The organism is uncultured Lacinutrix sp., from assembly GCF_947500325.1.
Taxonomy (GTDB): domain Bacteria; phylum Bacteroidota; class Bacteroidia; order Flavobacteriales; family Flavobacteriaceae; genus Lacinutrix.
This window is the reverse complement of sequence record NZ_CANMRQ010000004.1, coordinates 118,122-141,788: the sequence shown is the minus strand read 5'-3', so window position 1 is coordinate 141,788 and position 23,667 is coordinate 118,122. Positions and strand designations below refer to the sequence as shown.

Annotated in this window: 21 protein-coding genes; 9 read left to right on the top strand and 12 right to left on the bottom strand. The window is 29.5% G+C overall.

All coding sequences use genetic code 11. The features are described from left to right. Positions 1-4: 4 nt before the first annotated feature. From Q0997_RS07110 to Q0997_RS07090, 5 genes are read right to left on the bottom strand one after another with little or no spacing between them, the layout of a single operon-like run. A complete protein-coding gene (locus Q0997_RS07110) occupies positions 5-667 on the bottom strand; it encodes a hypothetical protein (protein WP_299886655.1) in 663 nt (220 codons plus the stop codon). Further along, positions 657-1,070, bottom strand: a complete 414-nt coding sequence (locus Q0997_RS07105; protein ID WP_299886653.1) for a hypothetical protein — start codon at positions 1,068-1,070, stop codon at positions 657-659. The genes Q0997_RS07110 and Q0997_RS07105 overlap by 11 nt, the downstream gene beginning before the upstream one ends. Further along, positions 1,063-2,376 carry a (Fe-S)-binding protein gene (locus Q0997_RS07100; RefSeq protein WP_299886652.1) on the bottom strand — a complete coding sequence of 438 codons (1,314 nt, stop codon included), beginning with the start codon at positions 2,374-2,376 and terminating at the stop codon, positions 1,063-1,065. The genes Q0997_RS07105 and Q0997_RS07100 overlap by 8 nt, the downstream gene beginning before the upstream one ends. An 11-nt stretch (positions 2,377-2,387) precedes the next feature. Continuing rightward, positions 2,388-3,326: an MlaD family protein gene (locus tag Q0997_RS07095; protein ID WP_299886650.1), complete on the bottom strand. Its 939-nt coding sequence runs from the start codon at positions 3,324-3,326 to the stop codon at positions 2,388-2,390. Positions 3,327-3,380: 54 nt separating this feature from the next. Further along, a complete protein-coding gene (locus tag Q0997_RS07090) occupies positions 3,381-4,511 on the bottom strand; it encodes an N-acetylmuramoyl-L-alanine amidase (RefSeq protein ID WP_299886647.1) in 1,131 nt (376 codons plus the stop codon). An 86-nt stretch (positions 4,512-4,597) separates the two neighbouring features. Here Q0997_RS07090 and Q0997_RS07085 point away from each other — a divergent pair, with 86 nt between their 5' ends. Then, complete coding sequence (locus Q0997_RS07085; RefSeq protein WP_299886644.1) at positions 4,598-7,372, top strand: putative LPS assembly protein LptD; 2,775 nt, start codon at positions 4,598-4,600, stop codon at positions 7,370-7,372. Positions 7,373-7,426: 54 nt separating this feature from the next. Continuing rightward, positions 7,427-7,807 (top strand): Rid family detoxifying hydrolase, encoded by a 381-nt coding sequence (locus Q0997_RS07080; protein ID WP_299886641.1) that lies wholly within the window; start codon positions 7,427-7,429, stop codon positions 7,805-7,807. A gap of 11 nt (positions 7,808-7,818) precedes the next feature. Here Q0997_RS07080 and Q0997_RS07075 read toward each other — a convergent pair whose 3' ends face one another. From Q0997_RS07075 to Q0997_RS07050, 6 genes are all read right to left on the bottom strand, one after another. Beyond that, the gene (locus tag Q0997_RS07075) at positions 7,819-9,513 is read right to left on the bottom strand and encodes an NAD(P)/FAD-dependent oxidoreductase (protein WP_299886638.1); all 1,695 of its coding nucleotides are present in this window, start codon (positions 9,511-9,513) and stop codon (positions 7,819-7,821) included. A 91-nt stretch (positions 9,514-9,604) separates the two neighbouring features. Next, on the bottom strand, positions 9,605-10,345 hold the full coding sequence (gene bla / locus Q0997_RS07070; protein WP_299886635.1) for a subclass B1 metallo-beta-lactamase: 741 nt from the start codon (positions 10,343-10,345) through the stop codon (positions 9,605-9,607). 71 nt (positions 10,346-10,416) lie between these two features. Next, positions 10,417-11,277: a BadF/BadG/BcrA/BcrD ATPase family protein gene (locus Q0997_RS07065; RefSeq protein ID WP_299886632.1), complete on the bottom strand. Its 861-nt coding sequence runs from the start codon at positions 11,275-11,277 to the stop codon at positions 10,417-10,419. A gap of 95 nt (positions 11,278-11,372) precedes the next feature. Further along, complete coding sequence (gap, locus tag Q0997_RS07060) at positions 11,373-12,374, bottom strand: type I glyceraldehyde-3-phosphate dehydrogenase (RefSeq protein ID WP_299886630.1); 1,002 nt, start codon at positions 12,372-12,374, stop codon at positions 11,373-11,375. A gap of 16 nt (positions 12,375-12,390) precedes the next feature. Beyond that, positions 12,391-13,377 (bottom strand): 6-phosphofructokinase, encoded by a 987-nt coding sequence (gene pfkA, locus Q0997_RS07055; RefSeq protein WP_299886627.1) that lies wholly within the window; start codon positions 13,375-13,377, stop codon positions 12,391-12,393. A gap of 162 nt (positions 13,378-13,539) precedes the next feature. After that, a complete protein-coding gene (locus Q0997_RS07050) occupies positions 13,540-17,931 on the bottom strand; it encodes a translocation/assembly module TamB domain-containing protein (RefSeq protein WP_299886624.1) in 4,392 nt (1,463 codons plus the stop codon). A gap of 198 nt (positions 17,932-18,129) precedes the next feature. Here Q0997_RS07050 and tsaD point away from each other — a divergent pair, with 198 nt between their 5' ends. The 6 genes from tsaD to Q0997_RS07020 all read left to right on the top strand — a co-directional run bounded on the left by tsaD (position 18,130) and on the right by Q0997_RS07020 (position 22,255). Next, complete coding sequence (tsaD, locus tag Q0997_RS07045; RefSeq protein ID WP_299886621.1) at positions 18,130-19,152, top strand: tRNA (adenosine(37)-N6)-threonylcarbamoyltransferase complex transferase subunit TsaD; 1,023 nt, start codon at positions 18,130-18,132, stop codon at positions 19,150-19,152. Between the two features lie 68 nt (positions 19,153-19,220). Next, the gene (locus Q0997_RS07040; RefSeq protein ID WP_299886618.1) at positions 19,221-19,892 is read left to right on the top strand and encodes a hypothetical protein; all 672 of its coding nucleotides are present in this window, start codon (positions 19,221-19,223) and stop codon (positions 19,890-19,892) included. Between the two features lie 5 nt (positions 19,893-19,897). Next, entirely contained in the window at positions 19,898-20,230 is a 333-nt protein-coding gene (locus tag Q0997_RS07035; RefSeq protein ID WP_299886615.1) for a TfoX/Sxy family protein, read from the top strand. After that, complete coding sequence (locus tag Q0997_RS07030; protein WP_299886612.1) at positions 20,223-20,810, top strand: hypothetical protein; 588 nt, start codon at positions 20,223-20,225, stop codon at positions 20,808-20,810. The genes Q0997_RS07035 and Q0997_RS07030 overlap by 8 nt, the downstream gene beginning before the upstream one ends. Before the next feature lie 102 nt (positions 20,811-20,912). Further along, complete coding sequence (locus Q0997_RS07025) at positions 20,913-21,548, top strand: peptidylprolyl isomerase (protein WP_299886609.1); 636 nt, start codon at positions 20,913-20,915, stop codon at positions 21,546-21,548. Beyond that, the gene (locus Q0997_RS07020) at positions 21,548-22,255 is read left to right on the top strand and encodes a 16S rRNA (uracil(1498)-N(3))-methyltransferase (protein WP_299886607.1); all 708 of its coding nucleotides are present in this window, start codon (positions 21,548-21,550) and stop codon (positions 22,253-22,255) included. Before Q0997_RS07025 ends, Q0997_RS07020 begins: the two co-directional genes overlap by 1 nt. Here the strand turns inward: Q0997_RS07020 and Q0997_RS07015 are convergent. After that, positions 22,250-22,972, bottom strand: coding sequence for a thioredoxin family protein (locus Q0997_RS07015; RefSeq protein WP_299886604.1), 723 nt, complete (start codon positions 22,970-22,972; stop codon positions 22,250-22,252). The two genes, Q0997_RS07020 and Q0997_RS07015, sit on opposite strands and share 6 nt — an antisense overlap. Before the next feature lie 24 nt (positions 22,973-22,996). On the opposite strand from Q0997_RS07015, the gene Q0997_RS07010 reads away from it, so the two are divergent. After that, on the top strand, positions 22,997-23,665 hold the full coding sequence (locus Q0997_RS07010) for a DUF4159 domain-containing protein (RefSeq protein WP_299886602.1): 669 nt from the start codon (positions 22,997-22,999) through the stop codon (positions 23,663-23,665). The last annotated feature ends 2 nt before the right edge of the window (positions 23,666-23,667 follow it).

The following is a 23,667-nucleotide window of genomic DNA, read 5'->3' as shown; positions in this document are numbered from 1 at the left end:
TATTTTAGTTTTTTTGCTCCTTTTTACTCTCTATCATTAAACCTTGATTGTATTCCTTCGCTTTTTCTATAATATTAACTGATAATATTTTAAAAAACAATGGTGAATCAGGGTCATAATTTACCATAACCCATTTATTATTTGTTGCTTTATCTTTAACTAAAATGGTTAACCTATTTAGCATAAGGACTTTTAAAGTATTATTAGAAATAAACTCTGCCTCCATACCTTTCATTAACATCATGTTTTTCATCATTTCCTTGCTCTCTTCATCAAATTCTTGATTATTAAAAGACATAGTCATTTTTAAGTCGTATGATAAAAATGCATAATCTGAATTATTATCTATGTCTTTATAAACTGAGGATATTTTGTATTGAGGTATTTCTTTTGGCATATCAATTGAAAACTCCTCATTGCCTTCAAATGTTGATTTTAGAACAGTAGCCATTGTTTCCTTTGGTACTATATCAAAAACCTTTGGATGAGTCATTTCTAAAATAGAATTATAGTCTTTATCATTAATAGTCTTAAACATTTTAACAGCCAAACTATCTAACTCTTTATTTTTAACGTCTTGTGAGTAGCTTTTGGATATAAATCCAAAAACTAAAAAGCATAACGTTAAAATTTTTGAAACTTGTACTGTTATTAATTTATTTGTCATCAGTATGAGAATGATTTAATTGCCCCGTTTTTTTATTCTTTATTAGCTTTTGATCTTCTATTAACTCTGGATTTTTTATAGCAGCAAAATCTACTTTAGATATCCTTATATATATAGCTAATCGTTTTTTTCCTTTTTTTAATTTATTTTCAGGTAAATATTTTTCAGCATTAGCTCTGTATAGTGCTTCTTCTCCAATGCTTTCTAATTGAAATTCAGAACAATAATCACAAAATACTTTTTTTAATTTAATTGATTCTACTTTATTATTGTTATATGTTATTTCTGTATATGCTTTTATTTGAATAGAGTCTTTTTTATATGATTGAGCAATAGATATTTGAGCAATAAATAGGATTATTACAGTGCAAAAATAACTATGTTTCAATATTTTTCTACTCATCTTTCCAATTCAATCTATCCATTTGATTATAAGGCCATGGCGCTCCATTATTCTCTATATTTGTCATCATATTATTAAGTTCCATAGGAGCTGCCGATTCCTCCATTACTAAATAGCTACGCATTTGCATAATAATATTTAATGGATCTATACTTACAGGACATGCTTCTACACATGCATTACAAGTGGTACAAGCCCATAACTCTTCCTTTGTAATATAATCATTTAGCAATTGTTTTCCATCATCTACAAAAACACCTTTATTTTTATCAATATTCTTACCAACCTCTTCCAAACGGTCTCTGGTATCCATCATTATTTTTCTTGGAGATAATTTTTTACCCGTAAGATTTGCTGGGCATTGACTAGTACAGCGACCACATTCTGTACACGTATATGCATTCATTAAATTCACCCAACTTAAATCTTGAACATCACTAGCACCAAATTTAGCTGGTGCTTCCTCAGTTTCTCCTTCAGCTGGTGCTGCAAATGGATCAGCGTCAGGATCCATCATTAGCATAACTTCCTTAGTAACAGTATCGTTGTTTTCAAATTGACCTTTAGGTGTTAACTTACCATAATAAGTGTTTGGAAATGCTAATAATATGTGTAAATGTTTAGAGAAATATAAATAATTTAAGAATACTAAAATACCTAAAATATGTAACCACCATGCTCCACGTTCAATAAGGTGTAAAGTACTTTCAGATAAACTACTAAACATTGGAGCTATATATTGGCTAATTATATTTCCTGAACCTAAGTCTTGAAACGAAGAATCTGTAGCATTCATAACTAAAAAAAGTGTCATCAACACCATTTCAAAGTATAAAATAAAATTACCATCGTTTTTTGGCCATCCTTTCATTTCAGAGCTCATAAAACGTTTTATCTTAATAATATTTCTCCTTATCCAAAATATTACTACAGCTATAAATACTAATGCTGCTAATACTTCAAAACTACCAATTAAAAAACCATAAAGTGATTCAGGTAATACTTTTAATCCTATACGGTGAGTTCCAAAAAGGCCATCTATAATAATTTCTAAAACTTCTATATTAATAATTACAAAACCTACATAGACTATAATGTGGAAAAAGCCAGAAACAGGTCGTTTAACCATTTTACTTTGCCCTAAAGCAATCATAGCCATGTTTTTCCAACGTTGCGATTTATTATCATTAACGTCTTTTGGCTGTCCTAGTTTTATATTTCTAATAAGTTTTTTTACATTTTTTGCAAAATAGCCAATGCCTAAAAATAGTGCAATAGCAAAAATGATATTTGGTAAGTAGTTCATTTATGGATAGTTTATTCTCTTTCGTCTTCTGGTTCAACGTATGGTTTTGCTTTTTTACCAAATACAGAAACATTTACATAACGTTTAGGATTTAGTTTAAAGTCCTGTAATAATTCTTTTAATTGGTATGATGCAACTTCTAAATTGTTATATAATTTATCATCTTTTAATAACAGACCTAATGTGCCTTCTCCTTTGTTTAAATCTGTAATTAGGCCATCTACATTTGCTAATGTTTTATCTAAACTTTTAACAGTTTCGTCAATCTTTACATCTTTTAATCCATTAGATAAAACAGCTAGATCTTCACTAACTTTATTAAAGTTTGTTAATACTGTTTTTAAATCATCTTCATTGTTTGCAATCACTTTATTAAATGATTGAGATAATCCTTTAAATGATTTTAGTGTAGCATTAAGTTCTCCTATTGCACTTTTTAATCCTTTTTCTGAATCATCTTCAACAATAGCATTTAAATTTAACAACAAAGAGTCTGCTGCTTTTAAAGTAACATCTAAATCATCAGTTAATCCAGAAAAATTTTTCGATAGATTAGATACTAAACCAGTTTCAACTTCACTTTCAATGAAATCACCAGGTTTAGCCACTTTATTACTTTGACCAGGAATTATAGCAATTGCATTCCCTCCCATTAATCCCATTTCATATAATCTAATTTTACTATCTGTAGGAAATTTTAATTTATCATCTACTTGAAAGGCTACTTTGGTTTTTCCTGTTTCAAAATCATATTGTATATCTGAAATTCTACCTATATTATTCCCTTTAATTGTAACAGGCGATGATGTTGTTAGTCCATTATACTCAAAGGATGTATAAAATGTATTATCAGATTCTAAAAGGTTTTCTCCTTTAAGGTAATTAAATCCAAAAATGAACAATGCTATTCCTAGAATAACTAATATGGCTGTTTTTACTTCTCTTGACATGTATAGGTTGTTCTGGTTGGTAACAAAAATATAATAAATTTTATAAGAATAAGGCTATTTAGCGCCATCATTTAAGGCTTTTTCTAAACTTATGCGTTTCCCATCTTTATAAGCTACAATATACGCACTTTTAAATCCTTTATTTTTAGCATCTAATTGCATACTCTTTATTTTGTTTATGTCTGATGTGTAGCCGTAATAATATTTATATAAATCATCTTCTTTTTCTCTAGAAACTTCCTCTAAACCTTTAAAATTATATGGTTTGGGTTCTATTTTTTTAGAGCCAGCAGCAATTTGAACCTTAAAGACAGTGTTCTTTATTATTTTTTCTTCTAAAACAACAGGTGTATCATTAGTTGCAATCGTGTCCTCTTCAATTATATAAGTATCTTCAGTAAAGCTTGCATCTATCATTTTTTTATATTTAAGAATTGCGTTAGAAATAGCTGTTGCTATTTCTGCTTGTCCTTTTTTAGAGTTTAAATATTTACCTTCATACTTATTTGTTATAAAACCCGATTCAACTAATACGCTAGGCATGACAGTTTGATGAAGCACAATAAACCCTGCCTGTTTTACGCCTCTATTTTTACGTTTTAACTTATTAGTAAAATTATCTTGTATGTTTTTTGCTAAAAGAATACTCTGGTCTAGATATTCTTCTTGCATTATTGTTAACCCAACAAAAGATTCAGGTGAATTTGGATCAAAGCCTTTATAGTTTTCTTCGTGATTCTCTTCAGAAAAAATAACAGAATTCTCCCTTTTTGCAACTTCAAAATTAGTTTTATTTCTATGTAGTCCCAAAACATAAGTTTCAGAACCTGATGCTTGAGAATGATGAGCATTACAATGTAAAGAAACAAATAAATCGGCATTAGCATCATTTGCTATTTTTCCTCTAACAAATAAATCTACAAACACATCTGTTTTTCTAGTATAGACAACCTTTATATCTTTATTCTTTTCAAGTTCTTTTCCAACGGCTAAAGCTATTTTTAAAGTAATATCTTTTTCTTTAAGTCCTGATTTTGCAACTTTACCTGGTTCTCGTCCACCATGGCCAGCATCTAAGACTACAACAAATTTTTCATTATTCATTTGAGCATTAACGGTAGCAGAAAATGTAACTGTTAATACTATTATAATAGATACGAAAATTGATTTTAGTAGCGTTTGCATATTGTTATAACCCATTTTTAAAGCGTTTAGTGTGGTTTTTTAAATTTTACAGAATAATAAATTAATCATAAAAAATATATGTAATTTTGGCAATTCAAAAACCGAGCCATACTTTAGCAAAAATACATTTAAAAGCATTGCATACAAATAGAATAAACATACTTTTTGCCCTAAGTTTTACAGTGTTTATCAACACTTTTTGCTTCTCTCAGGATACACCTAATAAAAGTGTAACCATTCCCGCAGAAAAAAAAGAAGAACCAGTTAAGGTTTCAATAGACTCACTTTTAAAGCCTAAGGTCTTAAACGAAAGCGTTATTGATGAGAAATCTAAAGATTCTATCGTTAATGATTCTATAAAGCCTAAAAAGAAAGGATTATTAGAAGCTATAGTTTCTTATAAAGCTAAAGATCATACTATATTTAATAGGAAAGAACAAAAAATGTATTTATACAATGAAGCTGAAATTACATATCAAGATATGGAAATTAAAGCTGGAATTATTGTAATTGATTATAGTAAAAATGAAGTTTATGCAGGTAGAATTAAAGATTCGACAGGAGAATTTTCTCAACGCCCAGTTTTTAAACAAGGTGAAAATATTGTAGAACCAGATTCTATTCGCTTTAATACAAATACTAAAAAAGCATTAATTTGGAATTCTATAACAGAGCAACAAGGAGGAACTATTAAAGCAGAACTCACTAAAAAAGAAAATGATTCTGTTTATTTTTTAAAACGAGGAAAATATACAACATCTAAAAATTTAGACGACCCTGAATATTACTTTTTAATGCGTAAAGCTAAATTTGTGCCAGGTAAAAAAGTTGTTACTGGTTTAACAAACTTATTTATATATGATGTTCCTACTCCAATAGGTATTCCGTTTGGTTTTTTACCAATGTCTAACAAACAAACTTCAGGAGTAATTATTCCAAGTTTTGGCGAACAAAATGATCGTGGATACTTTTTACAAAATGGAGGGTATTATTTTGCAATTAGCGATTATGTTGACTTAGCAGTTTTAGGTGATTATTATACTAATGGTAGTTATGGTTTACGTTTTGAATCTAAATATAAAACGCGTTATAGATATAGTGGTAATATAGGATTTAGGTACGAAAATCTAATTAATAGTGAACGAGGTTTTCCAGACTATTCAAAAAATACTATTTATAATTTGAGATGGTCTCATCAACAGGATGCAAAATCGAATCCTAGTTCTAGATTTTCTGCTTCTGTTAACTTAGGAAGTAGTAACTACTACCAACAATCTGTAAATCAAGTAAATGCTGCTAGTTTTTTAAATAATACATTATCATCATCCATTTCATACTCTAAAACTTTTCAAGGCGAACCTCAAGTGAATATGAGCTTAACCGCTACTCATTCACAAAATACACAAACGGAAGCAATAAACATGACTTTACCAACACTCCAAGCAAGTGTTAGTAGAATATATCCTTTTGCTCCTAAAGTTGGTTCTAAGAAAGGTGCAATACACAACATAAATGTACAATACAATGTACGCGGTGAAAATAGAATTCAAACAACAGACTCTTTATTCTTTAAAAGCGAAATGTTTGATGCCGCTAGAATAGGTATGCGTCATAGTATTCCTTTAACAACAAACTTTAAAGTTTTTAAATATTTTAGTGTTAGCGCTTCTGCTAATTATGATGAAACATGGACTTTAAACACTATTAATCGCTTTTATGACGCTGATACTAATCAAGAAGTTACAGAGGACTTAAACGGCTTTGATTCATTTAGAACCTATAGTTTTGGGTCTAGTATTGGTACTACTATTTACGGTTTATTCGATTTTGATAAAAATGATGAAGGCAAACGTATTCAAAAAATTCGACACGTTATGAGGCCATCTATAAGTTATAATATAAATCCTGCTTTTGATAAATATTATGATACTTATGAAGTGACAGATATAAATGGAAATCCTATAGAAGAGGTTGAATTTTCACGTTTTGATGGTAGCTTATTTGGCGCTCCTAATAAAACGTTTTCAAGTGCTGTAGGTTTGTCTTTATCTAATAATTTTGAAGCCAAAGTACGTGATCGTGACAGCACAAAAGTTGAACCTAAAAAGATAATATTATTAAATAATTTAAACTTTTCTACATCATATAATGTAGCCGGAGACTCTTTAAAGTGGAGCCCTGTACGTATGTCTGGTGGTACTCAGTTATTCAAAAATAAAATGAATGTAAATTTCGGAGCAACACTTGATCCATATGCTTTAGATAATAACAATAGGCGTGTTGATAAATTTAATATCAATAATGGAGGTAGTTTATTTAGATTAACAAGTGCTAATCTAACCTTAAGTTATAGTTTAAGTAGTGATGGTAGTGATAAAGGATCTAATACGAGTCAAAGTAGTAGAAATGAAACATTACAAAGTGGTGGCCGAAATGATGATTTATTTGGGCGTTCTCAGGATTTTGCAGACCAACGTTTTAATGATGAAGAAGATGAAGAAGAAAAACCAGGTGAATTATATAACTATAAAATACCTTGGAGTTTACGATTAGCTTATGCTGTAAATTATGCTAATTCTTCACGTCAAAATGAAATATCTTCACATTCTCTAATGTTTTCTGGAGATTTAGAAGTTGCACCGCGTTGGACAGTTGGTGCTTCTTCTGGTTATGACTTTAAAAATCAAGGGTTTACCTATACTCAATTACGTTTTGAGCGCGATTTGTTAAGTTGGAGAATGAATTTTAGTTGGATTCCTTTTAGTACACGTACTTCATGGAATTTCTTTATAGGTATTAAGTCGAATCTGCTTAAAGATTTAAAATATGAAAAACGTCGTCAACCAGACCAGCGTTTATAATGTATAAATATATGTTTCTGTTTATACAGAAATTAAAAACTAATAAAAGTTATTATGAAAAAAATAATATCTACTACAAAAGCTCCTGCTCCAATTGGACCATACAATCAAGCCGTGTTAAGTGGTAACACATTATATACCTCTGGTCAAATAGCGCTACATCCAGAAACTGGAGTATTAATTTTAGATGATATTGCTACTGAAACTAAACAGGTCATGGAAAATATGAAAGCAGTTTTAACTGCTGCCGATATGACTTTTGAAAACGTAGTTAAGACTTCAATTTTTATTAGTGACATGAATAATTTCGCTGAAATAAACGCTGTTTATTCTCAGTATTTTGATAATGATACAGCACCAGCAAGAGAGACAGTTGAAGTCGCTAATCTGCCAAAGTTTGTTAATGTTGAGATTAGTATGATTGCTATAAAATAAGCGAAACCAACTTATATTCTTGCTTTAGCTTTTGAATGTTTCATTTGTATCTTTTTTCTCATCCAATCTGGGTAATTACTATCATCTTCGGCTTCAAAAACACGTAATTTTTGATCTGGATTAGGTTTTATTAGGTCATCTTGACGGCAACCTAAAATTGCTGCTGCTGTTTGTACTCCAGAGTAGCTAGCTCCTGCAACGCCATGGGAAACAATACTTGCTCCACACATATACAAATTCTCAATTTCACTTTTAGATTTGTAAGCAAAAGGTCCTATATGCTTTAAGCTCTTCTCTGTACCATAAACACTACCTCTAGTTGAGTTAATATAATATTCATTAGTTAAAGGTGTCCCTAATTCCATTTGCACTATATGATTAGATATACCTGGTATTACTTTTTCTAAAGTAACAAGAAATTTAGCGATAATTTTTTCTTTAAATTGTAAATACTTTTCAGAACGTTCTATATTTTCATCTTTAAAATCTTCAAAAGCATCATAATTAATATATGTAATAGCTTCTAAAGTATGATGCTTTCCATTATAACTAATAGGGTCTTTAAGTGTTGTGCAACTAATAAACATACCTGAAAACTCTTCTCCTTCTAATATGTTTTTCTTTTGCATGTCATCATACAAATAATCCATATCTTCATTAGGAATTCGCCATATATTTCCAGAGTCTAAGCCCGCTTTTCTAACATCCATATCAACAGTTAAAAATAGCATTAACGATGTACAAGAGTATTTGGTTTTATCTAATTTTCTCTTCAGTTTATTGCTTAAATAGTCTTCACCAATTAATTTTTGATATGTAATTCCAGGATCTGCATTAGATATAATCTGTTTTGCAAATATTTGATCTCCATTGGCCAACTCTACTCCTATTGCTTTTTTTCTTTTCTTTCCATTTTCTATTAAAATGCGCTTAACTGGCGTACTTGTTTTAATAACGCCGTCTCTTGTTTTTATAGCATTAGTCATCGCTTTTACAATAGCGCCACCACCACCCATTGGGTAAAATCCACCAACATGATAGTGGTACATAATAGCTGCATGTAAAACAAAGCTGGCTTTTGCAGGTGCTAAGCCATGATCTCCAAATTGAATATTTAATATGCGTTGTAATAATGGATCTTTAATATGCCATCCAATAACTCGTTTTAAACTAAACGGGGCATATTTCCCCATATGCTTTGTACGAAATGGAATTGTGATTTGTTGCCATAAACCTCGCACTTTTGGTAGTAAGCCCAATTGTTTACCAACATTTGTAACTAGTTTTAAATATTTGATTATGTTTTTCTTTTCTTGAGGAAAACGTTCAATCAAACGGTTTTCAAATGTTTTAAAATCTGCTGGATAATCAAAACGTTCATCTCCAATCCAACAGTGCTCGAAAGCATCTGGGTTTTGACGATAGAAAGCCATGTCATTCGCGATTCCTAAGCCTTCATATAATTCACTTGTAGATAAACCATCACCAACTAATCCCACATAGTGAACTCCGGGTGTAAACCGATCTCCATTAAGATAAAAACTATGGCACCAACCACCAGGAACATCATGTTGTTCTAAGACTAATACTTTTTTACCTGCTCTAGACAAACAAATTGCTGCGGCTAAGCCACCAACTCCAGAGCCTATAATTATTGTGTCATATTTTGTATTATTAATGGAATTCACTTGCTTCTGCGTTGGCATTTAGTTTGATTTTAGGCTTGCAAGATAATTCTTATTTTATTTAGGAGAATATTATTATATAAGGAAATTTATGTTTGATTTAAATAGCTTATTAAAGCTTTTTAAATAATCGAATTGTATAATCTAAAAGTTCGGTTCCTCCATGTTTACCATGTCCAGGGATTATAATATTTAAATCTGGAATTTCTTTTTTTATTACTTCTACTGTTTTAGACCATTCATTAGTATTAGCATCTCCTAGATAGCCTTTACTTGCATTCATGGTTTTAATTAAACATCCTCCAAATAATGTTTTTTCATTGGGAATATACCCAACAACATTATCTATAGTATGACCTTCGCCAAAGAATTTTGCAAAAATAATTTCTTTACCCACTTTAATTTCTATCATATTATTAAAACCATTTTTGGGTAAGGTTTTTATGTTATTTTGTTTAGCTAAATCAATAGTCTTATTATTAGCATATGATTTTGTATCTATCTTATGAAATTGTTCTAATCCTCCCAAACAATCACTATGAAAATGCGTTACTACAACTGCTTTAATTTTCTTTTTTTGAACTTTATGTATCCATTTTATAAGCTCTAATGAAGCAATACCATCTGTAGGCGTATCAAACACAATAGCCTCATTTTTATTAAAATATATCATACCATTACATGCTACATTACCAAAATCATCAGTTTTTAAGTATGAAATATGTTTAAAAATAGTATTACTTATTGGTACTATTTTTAATGTTTCAGATTCAAAATTATATAGAACTTCTTTATTAGATGTACAATTGTACAAAATGATTGTAATAAAAAATAAAGCAAATATTCTTTTCATAAAAGCGATATTTTATATTTTTCTTAAAAGAAATAAATATATTCTAAACTCTTCTATCACTATATAGTTACTTACAAATTTGCTATATGAAAAGAGACTAATCCTTCAATTGGTCTGCGTTCAAAATTACCAACTTTAAAATTTAATTCCTCGCCAATTGCTTTAATTTCGTCTTGGCAGAAAAAAGCAATAGAACCTGCGAAATGTACAGGTACAGTTTTTAGTTCTTCTTTAAATTGTAAAATCATGTTTTTTGCAAACACCCGAATACCTTCTTTAATTAAATTAACCATGTATTCTGAATCCTTATTTAAAATCATGAACTCTGCAAAACTGGCTAAAAAAGCATTAGGATTAGGTTGTTTATAAAGATTATATTTTATGTAATCTGCTTCAACATTGTATTTGTCTGCAAAAGCTATTTTTAAAGTTTCTGGCATGTGGTTAAAATAATAATCACGTAATAATTGCTTACCATAATAGTTTCCAGAAGCATCATCCATTATACTATAACCTAAAGACTCTACTTCTTGATGTAATATTTTGCCATCATAATAGCTACAGTTAGATCCAGTCCCTAAAATACAAACGACTGCAGCCTCGTCTTTTGTAGAAATAGTAGAATATACAGCAGCCATAGTATCTTCATTAACTGTAACATTTGCTTTTGAAAAAAACTCTTGCAATACAACCTTTAGCATTAATCTTGGTTTCTCTGTACCACATCCAGCACCATAAAAAAATACATTTGTAACGTTTTCTCTATTCTCTTTAAGTTCTTTGCTTTTTTTAATGGTTTTTTTTAATTTTTTTTCAGAAAGTATAGCAGGATTTAAACCTTTAGTTCTAATTTTTTCTAGCACTTGTTTCCCATTATTATCTACTGCAATCCAATCGCATTTTGTAGAACCACTATCAACTATTAATATCATGTTTTAAAGTTAGTTTAATTATTAAAATAAAAAAGCGCAGTAAAAAGTTAAAAAAGACAATTAGACTGCGCTCAATGTGGTATTATATATTAAGCTTATAAACTATTTACTTTTTCAGCTAAGTCAACCAATTTGTTTGAATATCCAAATTCATTATCGTACCAAGATACCAATTTATAAAACGTAGAATTTAACTCTATCGATGCATCTGCATCAAAGACACTTGTTTTTATTTCACTAACAAAATCTTGAGATACAACAGCATCTTCTGTATAACCTATAACTCCTTCCATTGCACCTTCGGATGCGTTTTTCATTGCTAGCTTTATCTCTTCTAATGATGTTGCTTTCTTAGTTTTTACTGTTAAATCTACAACAGAAACATCAGCAATAGGAACTCTAAAGGCCATACCTGTTAGTTTACCATCTAGTTCTGGAATAACTTTACCTACTGCTTTTGCCGCGCCTGTAGATGTTGGAATAATATTATTTATTGCACTACGACCTAAACGATAGTTTTTACGTGATGGTGAATCTACTGTATACTGCGTTGAAGTAGCTGCGTGAATCGTTGTCATTAAAGCTTCTTCAATGCCAAAATTATCTTCAATCACTTTAGCTAATGGAGCTAAACAGTTTGTAGTACAAGAAGCATTAGATACGATTGTATCATTAGCATTTAATTTATTATCATTTACTCCCATTACAAACATAGGCGCATCTTTACTAGGTGCTGAAATCACTACTTTTTTAGCACCTCCTTCAATATGATAATTAGCTGTTTCTAATGTTGTAAAAATACCTGTACATTCTGCAATAACTTCTGCTCCAGCCTGATCCCATTTTAGGTTTTTAGGATCTCTTTCTGCAGTCACTCTAATCGTCTTTCCATTTACAACTAAGTTTCCATCTTTAACTTCTATAGTACCGTCAAATTTTCCATGAACAGAATCGTATTCTAATAAGTATGCTAAATGCTCTACATCTAACAAATCATTAATGGCAACAACATCTACATTATCACGTTTTACTGTCGCTCTAAATACAATACGACCTATTCTTCCAAATCCGTTAATTCCTAATTTTAATTTTGACATAATTCAATTTTCAATATTAAGTGGTCATAATATCTGACACACGTATTAATTCTTTATTTATTTTAGACTTCCCTTTAACTGCTTTTTCTAAAGGTGTAAGTGCTATTTTATCGCTTAATAACCCTACCATATAATTAGATTCTCCTTCTAAGAGGCTTTCTACGGCTTTCACTCCCATTCTACTAGCTAACACACGATCGAAACAAGAAGGTGATCCGCCACGTTGCATGTGACCTAAAACAGAAACACGAACTTCATATTCAGTCATATGTTCTTCAACATAATCTTTAAGTTCGAAAACGTTTTTTCCAATCTTATCTCCTTCTGCAACAACAACTATACTTGAAGATTTTCCTGATTTTTTACTTCGCCTTAAAGACTCTAGCAAACGGTCTAACCCTAAATCTTCTTCAGGAATAAGTATTTCTTCAGCTCCAGCTCCAATACCAACATTAAGTGCAATATGACCTACATCACGCCCCATAACTTCAACAAAAAATAACCTGTTATGAGAACTAGCTGTATCACGTATTTTATCTATACTATCTACTACTGTGTTTAAAGCAGTATCATAACCTAATGTGTGAGATGTTCCAAAAATATCATTATCAATAGTACCAGGTATTCCCATAACAGGAAAGCCATATTCTTGATTAAAAATTAAAGCTCCTGTAAATGTACCATCTCCACCAATAACAACTAAAGCATCTATTTCTTTTGCCTTTAAAGTCTCATATGCTTTCTTACGACCTTCAGCAGTTCTAAATTCTTTAGATCTTGCAGATTTTAAAACAGTACCTCCTTTATTAATTATGCCTTTAACATTACGAGCGGTTAGATCCTTGAAATCACCTTCTATCATACCTTCATAACCACGATAAATTCCTACACATTCTATTTTATGAAAAGCACAAGTTCTAGCTACAGAACGAATGGCTGCATTCATTCCTGGGGAGTCTCCTCCTGATGTCATTACACCTATTTTTTTTATTGTTTTCGACATGTAATTTGTTAATTAGAAAAGTAAAACTAAGAAAGTAAAACCATATAAACCTAGGGTTTTTTCAAAAATTAACAGTGCTGTCTTTACTAAAACGTTTGAGTTGGTAAAAAAAAATAAAATATTTTTTTTGAAGTGAAAAAATAAGGTTAAAATGACAACTTTTTACTCTTTTTTGAATCCAATATTATCGTCTGAAAAAGGAGAATCATCTTTTTCTTCTTCTTTTGGTTTTTCTTCAACAGCACTTTCTTCTTCTTTTTTACCAAAGATTTTTCTTAGTAATTCTCCAAAAGTATCGAAATCTACAGAGTATGCTATACCTAAGCCTTGAGTATAACCAATCTCGTCACCAAAGTTTCTAATACTATTTTCTCTATTAAATACTTTAGCTGTTAATGTTCCTTCTTCATTTAAAAGGAAATCTATTTGTACATCACCAGCAATTACAGACTCTGTTGCACCACCAACAGGTACACCAACTTTTCCGTTAATAAGCACGCGATCGGTTATTTTTGTTTGTAGTGTAACACCTAATCTATCGTCTGACTCATAATCCAGACGTTTTTGTCCAGCTTCATAATTCAATCCAATATTTATTTTACTATCACTATCTGTAAAAAAACCATTAATTAAACCATTTAAACGCTCTGTTAGAGTACCTGTTAAGCTAATTTCTCTAAATTCTCTATTAAATCCACCAGTTGCTAATAAATATAAAGCTTGATTATCCCTATCTTCTTTAGAATCTAGTCTGTAATTGATTTCTGATTTTAGTGTAGAACTTATATTTGGAAATTCGAAAGCAAATTCTGGTTCTGGTTTTTCTAGGTTTCCTGTTAATTTAATTTCTAGTTCAACTGGAATAGTTTGTGAGATCCCTGCATCCAGTAGCGGAGAAGGATTAGTCCTTGTTTTATAAACCGCTTCAATATCTATTTGTGCTTTTAATGGATTTCCATCCCAACGTAGTACACTTTCATAAGGCGTAACCAAAAACTTTTTTTCTACTACACCTCCATAAAGGAAATTGTAATAACCTTCCCAAACAACAAAATCGCCATACATATTAAATTTATCATTTGTATTGATATTGAAGTTTAAATAACCTGATCCTCTACCTTTAATTGTACTTCCCGATTTCCTGTCCATTACAATTTCGATAAGTGCATTTTCATTTACATCTAAATCGAAACTCATTTCTAATCCAGATATCGTATTAAGATTAACCTCTTTACCTTCTTTTTTTGCTAATTTTTCATCTGGTGTTAAAAAATGAATAAATGAGTTATCTCCAAATGATTCAACATCACTTAAAGGAATATAAAATTCTGTTCCTTTTTCTGTTGATGCTTCTGCATCTATTCTTAAGGCTTCAGTTGGTCCAAAAATACGTGCAGTCCCACTTATATAACCTGTGCCATAATACAATGCATCTTCATTAAACTTAGTATCTAATACCAGTAATCTATCGGTGTTAATGTCTAAATCTAAACGCCAATTAGAGAAGTTTACATGATTAATTGTTCCGTCTAAAACTCCTTTTGTTTTATGTTTTACATCTGTAATATTAATACTATTGAATTTAAACTGTTGTTTATTTAATGAAACTGAAGCATTATCTTTAAAATCAAAATCAACATTAAGATACGGCACTTTTAATCCTCCATTATCTATAGTTAATTCTCCTTCAAAATTTGGTTGATTTAACTTGCCTATTACTTTTGCTTTTCCAGTAACATCACCTCGAACGTTACTTAAAACAGGTTCTAATAATGGAGATAGTATATTTAAATTAAATTTATTGAAAGATAAATCTAAATTAATTGAAGCATTATCATCTGAAACATTTATATCTCCAATAGCTTGAAAACTTTGTGTAACATCATCTTTTATAGTACTTACAACTTTATAATTAGTTAATTTATCATTACCTACAATAACTGCATCAAAAGAACCAAATTTAGTTCTGTTTACAGTGAAGTCATCAATTGTAATTGTTGAACTGGGCAGATATTTACCATCTTGTTGAAGTAATTCTAGAGCTCCATTTACATTACCTGCTAATGATAAACTGTCTACTCTTGGTGTTATTTTTTGTAAGTCAACATCTTTAAAGTCAAGTTTTATATCTTTAAAATCTGAACCTTTCATATTACCACCGAGGTTAATTTGTTCCCCTTGATGACTCATAATAATTTGTTGAATGTCTACATCCTTAAAGCCATTTTCTAAAACAATTTTATTATACTTATCCCCTTTTTCATTAATAAGCCATTTATTATTTTTAAAAGTAACTTCGCTCTTTTTAAAACCAAAAACAGAATTGTCTTCAGAATTTATAGTGTGATAAAAACTTAAGTTGTAATCGTCACTATTATTCTTACCGCCTTTAAATTCTGAACGCATATAAAGCGTATCATTTAATGTTACATTAATTAAGTTAAATTTAGAGGCACTATAAAAATTAGTTTTAATACTATCAATTTCTACATAGGTATTGAATAGCGGGTTTTTATTATTGACTTGAAGCTCTATATCTTTTGCAAAATAATCTAGTAATTCAATTTTTGGAGATTTAAAAGTAAGTTTAAACTCTTTTTCATCTGTTTCAACACGACCTTTTATAAATGTATTTTTTCCAAGTTTTAAATCTGGATAAAATACCTCTACTATTTTATTATATATTTTAAAATTAAAATCTATGTATTGATTTGTTTCAATTACATTAGGTGCCTTGTTAGTATATATACTTTTAATTGAATTTTCAAACAAACTTGCAATGTCTTTAAATTCGAATTCACCACTAAGTCTTCCTTTTACTATATCTGGTGAATTAACATCTATATAATGTTCTTTTCCTTTAAAAGATGATGTTATAGCAAAATCTTCAAAATAATAGTCATCAATTTCATTTTTATAATTTGTTTTTTTAAATGAAATAGTTCCCGCAGCATCATCAATAGTTGTGCCTTTCATCTTCATATCTATAATCCCTTTAAACAAAGATTTTTTATCTCTGGTATAAAGGTTAAGTACTTTTAAATTTGCATATTCAACATCGGCCACAAAATCAAAAGAATAAATAGTTTGAGATAAATCTGCTAAACCATTAAAGTTTAACTTTAAGTTTTTATCGTTCGCCTTTAATTTCCCATTAAAAACATTTTGTTTATACTCTCCATCAACAACAATGTCTTGATAACTATAGTCATTATAAGTTATAGAATATACTTCCCCATTTAAATTGGCACTTAAATCTTCCTTTTTAAAGCCTAAACCATTAACATCAAGATTAGATGACATTTTTCCAAGATTTGGATCTTCTAAAAAAGAACCAATATCAAACTCATCGAAAATAATATTACCTGTGTATGAAGCATAATCTATATCATCAATGTTAGAAAGGCTTAATTTTGATTTAGCAAAACCTAGATGTGTGTTTATATCTAAATCTGCATCAATTTTTGTTGGTGTAATATCTGTGTTTCCATAAATTGTAAAGTTCCCAAGTTTATCAAAAATGGATGGTATTGTTTCTCCTAAAACATTTGGTAGTAATTTTTTTAAATCACGATAGTTAGATGTTAAGTTTTTAAAATCACCTCGCATAGCAAAATTGTTTTCTTCACTATTAAGTAAGTTTTTAAAACTAATATCACCATAAACTTTAGTGTTATTACTAGTTGTTAATCTTAAATTTTCAAGATTTAAATCGTTTAAAGTACCACTTACATCTGTATTAAATTTTGCATATTGATTGGCTCCAAACTCATCATAAAAAGTATTTAATTCATTTAGAGAAACATTTGCGTTTTTAAAACTAGCCTTGACTTGTACTTTATTTTCAAAATCTGAAAAGTCTTCTCTATCGTATGAAAACACTAAATTACCTTTTAAAGAAGAGTTTTTCGTTTTTATATTTAAATCATCAAAGGTCATTTTGGTTAATGTGTAACCAAAATTAGTAGATAGGTTTTCCATTTCTAAACCTCTACTATCATTAAAGCCTAAAGTATTTATTCTAGCACTAACATTACTACCATTAATTAGAAAATTAGTAGCATTAATATCTAAATTGGTGAATTCTAAAATTTGAGGTGTCTCTTTATTTTCATCTATTAATCTAAAAACACCATTATAGATAGATACATCGCTTGAAGATAAAAGGAAATTGCTTTTTGTCTCACTTGGGTTTTCTTCATCGAAACGCGCAACAAAAATATCTAAATTAGTATCTCTTTCTCCTTTATAGGTTTTGATATTAAAAATTAAGTCTTCTAGATCAATATCTCCAAAATTTAGTTTGCTGTTATATAAGTTTTTAAAATTGAGAATAGAAGTATTTAATTCTAAAACACTTATAAGTGTATCATTCTTATAGTCTTTTATTAAAATTTCTTTTAATTCTACATCGCCATTAAATTGAAGACCTACTTTACCTACATTAATGTTTGTTTTGTAATCTTCATTTAAAATATTAGTAACATAAGCTCCTAACTTTGTTTGAATAGCAGGTATAGATAGTAACAACACCAAAATGATGAAGATTAGCAATAGTATTGCTATTAGTTTTCCTACTATTTTAAGAAATTTCTTGATATAATATAAAGTTATGACAATATACAGCACAAACTATTTCTATTGAAATAGCTTATAAAATAATTATAGTAATTTTGTAAACACGAAATACAAGCTTTTGATAGATTTGATTTCGGAATCAAAATTAACAATTATTATGCCTAATATTTATTAATGTCCTCACAAAATATTTACATCCTTGGTATTGAGTCATCTTGTGATGATACATCTGCGTCCGTTATATGTAATAACGTTATTTTAAGCAATGTTGTTGCCAGTCAAAAAATACATGAAGAATTTGGTGGTGTTGTACCTGAATTGGCCTCTCGAGCACACCAACAAAACATTGTTCCCGTTGTACATCAAGCATTAAAAAAAGCTAATATTACTAAAGCGCAATTAAGTGCCATAGCCTTTACAAGTGGCCCAGGTTTAATGGGATCATTATTAGTTGGTACTTCTTTTGCGAAATCGTTAGCTTTTGGTTTAAGTATTCCATTAATAGATGTTAACCATATGCAAGCTCATATTCTAGCTCATTTTATAAAAGAAGAAGGTTTTAATCAACCTACTTTTCCTTTTTTAGGAATGACTATTTCTGGAGGACATACACAAATAGTAAGAGTTGATGATTATTTTAAAATGGAAGTTATAGGAGAAACTATTGACGATGCCGTTGGTGAAGCTTATGATAAAAGTGGTAAAATTCTTGGATTGGGTTATCCAGCCGGACCAGAAATTGATAAACGAGCGCAATTAGGAAACCCCAAAGCGTTTGCTTTTACTAAACCAAAGGTTGATGGTCTTAACTTTAGCTTTTCAGGATTTAAAACTGCTGTACTCTATTTTATTCAACGAGAAATAAAAAAGAATGCAAATTTCATTGAGGAAAACTTAAATGATATTTGCGCTTCAATTCAATATACTATTATAGGAATTTTAATAGATAAGTTAAAATTAGCTGCAAAACAAACAGGTATTAGTCATATTGCTATTGGCGGTGGCGTTTCTGCAAATTCTGGTATTAGAAAAGCTTTAAAAGATGGAGAACAAAAATTTGGATGGACTACATATGTCCCTAAATTTGAATATACTACTGATAATGCAGGTATGATTGCTATTGTTGGTTATTTAAAGTATTTAGAAAGTGATTTTGCAGATCAAAATGTAATGGCTTCTGCAAGATTGAAGATATAATTCTCTGTTTTTAACGCAACCATTTCGGTTTTTCAGCATCTTTTTTATAGTTATCAAAAATAAAGACTATGAAAAACAAAACTACTTTCCTTTCAATTTCACTACTTTTTCTTCTATTTTTATCATGTTTAGATGATGATATATTTGATGATAATTCTGAGTCGCAAAGAACCTTTACTGAGTTACCATGTCAAGATACTTCTGACATAATTTGCAATACAGACAGTAATAGCCCTTTTAAAGATTTATATGAAGAGTTATTAAATAGTAATTCAGCCATAATTGAAGAATCAACTTTTGATGTTCCAGTGCATGCTTACAGTTTTGAAGTTTCAGAATTAAAACAAATTTGTAGTATTGGGTACCAAAGTTTTCATAGTGATCCTAACATTCAATATGAGATAAAAATATATAATCATATAACCAATACTATTGTGTATTCAGGAAGTCATTTATTTTCACAGAATGCAATAAGTTATTCTCCATTATCAGATTATATTTGTTTGCAACCAAATACTCCATACTCAATTCTTAGAATTCAAAACAATGTTACTTATATTGAACAAACAATAGGCATGATGCTTAATTCCCCTAGTTATGATTTTTTACCATATGAAAATGAGCACATTAAGATTCTAGGTTCTGGTGTATTAGATGATTCTGAATCAATATATACCAGCTTAAATATTTTACCTATGAAAACAATGCTTCCAAAAATAGATATTATTTTTGCCGAATAATATTTATGCCCTTCAACGATCAAGTAGCTACGCGAATTAGAGAACAACTTCGTTATTTCCCAGATGTACTTACAGAAAAAAGAATGTTTGGAGGTTTAGTCTTTTTGTATAAAGGAAAAATGACTATCGGCGCTGTCAATAATGATTTAATGGTTAGAGTTATTGAAGCTAAAATTGATGATGAATTATCTAAAAAACATGTAAGACCAATGGATTTTGTGAAAAAACCAATGAAAGAATATATCTATGTTTCTCAAGATGGTATTAAAACAGAATTAGAATTATTACATTATATAGAATTAGGTCTTGAACATGCTAAATACAAATTAGGTGAGTAACGAAACAATAATATGGTTTTTTAATATTCTAGTATACGGTTTCTGTTATAGCTCAGTATTAAGCTATATTTTGTCACTATTTAAATCTAAAAAGGTAAAATTATTGAATGATTCTTTTTATAATTACTCTATAAAAACGATTCGTATAATAGCTATATTTTATTTCTTTTATTACCTTTTTAGTACCATATATTTTTACTCGACAGAAGAAAATACATTTTTTTCTAACAGAGCAACTGGACCATATTGGTGGGCATATTGGATAATGCTATTAAGACCTTTCATTTTTTGTTTATTAATACAATTGTTTTGGTTTAAGAGGTTTCAAAGAAAAAACTTTTTAAACTTTATATTAATATTAATAATATTTATAATTGTATTAGCTTCAGGTCCAAACCTTGAACGTTATATTATTTTTATTACGTCTTGGCATCGTGATTATGCACCAAATAATTTTGAAATTGATGGTGTTGAATATAACCTTGTCTTTATTCTCTTTCTTGGAATAATTGAAAGATTATTAATTTATAGTGGATTAGTATTTTTAGTACGTTTTATTTCGTTGAGAGCTAATAAATAATCAAGTTGTTAAAATCCTTGTTAATAACCTTATCAATAATTTAAATATCAACGTTGTTTTTTTGTTTTTTTGTTCAATAAACCTAAATAATTCCTAATATAAATGAACAAACTACTACTTGTTATATCGCTATGCTTTACAGTATTCATATCTGCTCAAACATCTGTAAAAAAAGAGCTTAAAATGATTGAAACAGAAGCACAAGCCGAAGAATATCTAGAATCAAAAAAATCTAGAAAAAATAAATTATTAGTATTTAATACCGAAAAACACAAATCTAAATTGGCAAAAGAATTATTAGAAATGCCAACTGGATTTACTAAAATCGAAAAAGAACAGTTTAAAAAAACACATTATAAAGTTATTAGTAAAGCTAATGTGCCTCATTATCGTATAAGTTATATTTATTTAGATGGCGCAAAACTATCAATTGATAAGATTTATGACCTGCGCAAAAAAATAATGGTTAAATATAATAAAGGTGTTAAATTTGAAGATTTAGCGAAACGTTATTCTATGGCAGATAACGCGCTTAAAGGCGGTGATTCTGGTTGGGTTAAGGATGGGGAATTACCAATAGAGATTGAAAATGAAGCCAATGACTTAAAACATAACTTAGATGATATTTATGACGTAAAAACTGAAAAAGATAACGGGTATTACATTATAAAAAAAACACATCGCATTCAAGAAATAAAAGAAGTTAGTGTTTTAAAAGTCTCAGAAAATATTGATTAATGCAATTATTTTACAGTCCTGAAATAACAAATTCACAGCCACAATTTACTTTTACAAAAGAAGAAAGTAAACATATTGTAAAAGTATTGCGTAAAAAAGTTGGAGATATATTGAATATAACCAATGGAGAAGGCGATTTGTTTTCTGCTGAAATTATAATTGCAGACATTAAAAATTGTGTTGTAACTATAGTGTCTTCAAAAACTCAAAAACCATTAGAGTATAACCTTCATATAGCAGTAGCTCCTACAAAAATGAATGATCGCTATGAATGGTTTTTAGAAAAAGCTACAGAAATTGGTGTTACTAGTGTTACTCCTATTATATGCGATCACAGTGAACGTAAGGTTATAAAAACTGATAGGCTCGAAAAAATATTGCAATCTGCAATGAAACAATCTCTAAGCTGTTATTTGCCAAAATTGAATGAAGCCATTTCTTTTAAAAACTATATAAAACAAGAGTTTTCTGGCGATTTATTTATTGCGCATTGTGAAGAAACTAATAAAAAGTCTCTAAAAAAGGAAATAAAACCAAAGCAAGACATTACAATTTTAATTGGACCTGAAGGTGATTTTAGTACTAAAGAAATTGAGCAGGCATTACATTGCAATTTTACTCCTGTAACATTAGGAGCAACACGTTTAAGAACAGAAACTGCAGCCATTGTAGCTTGTCACTCTGTAGCTTTTGTAAACGAATTATAACGTTTTTTGAGTAGCACCAGTTATATCTAATGTTTTAGTTTGAATAATAGCAACAATTCTAAGATTATCTTGCTGCTCAACAATTTTAGGAATTTCTATTGAAATTTCTCCTTCTGCATCTTCTATTGTTTCAATAATTTCATTTACAACAATATTTTCATTTTTGATAACTCTATTTCTATTTTCACCTCGTTTAACTTTTGTAATACGCTCATCGATTACTAATATAAAACGGATCTTTTTATCTTTAATAGATCCGTTTATAGAATAGTTAAAATTTATCATTTTATTTATCTGCTTTATATTGGAAAGCGTTACACTATTTTTAGCTTTTAGCTTCTCATAAGCTTCTAATTTATCATTCAAGGTTCTTGAATTAGAACCTACAAAGTGCTCTCTACCATTTATAACTAGTTGCGGCGTATATATCCTGCTAGAGTAAAATTTCTCTCCATATTCTCGTTGCTTCTCAGTATTATATTTATTGCTAAATGGATCATTCCAACCAATATAATTCCAATAATCTACATGATATGACAAAGCCACCACTCTATTACTTTTGTTTTTAACGTTACCTAATAATTCATCAGCTTTAGGGCAACTAGAACAACCTTGGGATGTAAACAATTCTAAAACAGTAATAGGTTCGAAAGTTTCAGGTTTTGAAGGTTGAAACGTAAATAACATTATAATAATTACTAAAAGCGTGTTTTGCATAACAATAATTTTTATTTTTGAGATATGATTTATAGTCTTAAAAACACATTTAAACTTACAAGTTTTATCATACTATTTAGTTTACTTTCATCAAAAGTAATAGCACAAGATCTAGCAGTTTTGAAATATAAAGGTGGTGGTGATTGGTATTCTAATCCTACTGCGTTGCCCAATTTGATTAAATTTTGTAATGCGAGTATTGAAACCGAAATGAATGAAAAACCTGAAACAGTTGAGGTTGGTAGTACAGACATCTTTCAGTACCCACTATTACATATGACTGGGCATGGCAATGTGTTTTTTAATGAAGAAGAGTCTGAGAACTTAAGAACTTATCTTGAAAGTGGTGGTTTTTTACATATAGATGATAATTACGGCATGAAAAACTATGTTGTAAAAGAGCTTAAAAAAATATTTCCAAATCAAGAATTAAAAGAATTACCTGTAAATCATGCCATTTTTAATACAGCATTTAAATTTGCCAAAGGTTTGCCTAAAATTCATGAACATGATGGTAAAAGACCGCAAGCCTTAGGTTTATTTCATGATTCTCGTTTGGTTGTTTTACTAACTGTAGAAAGTGATTTAGGAGATGGTTGGGAAGATCAAGAAGTACATAATGATCCAGAAGATATTAGGCTAAAAGCGTTACAAATGGGAGCAAATATTGTTAAATATGCTTTTGAAAATTAATT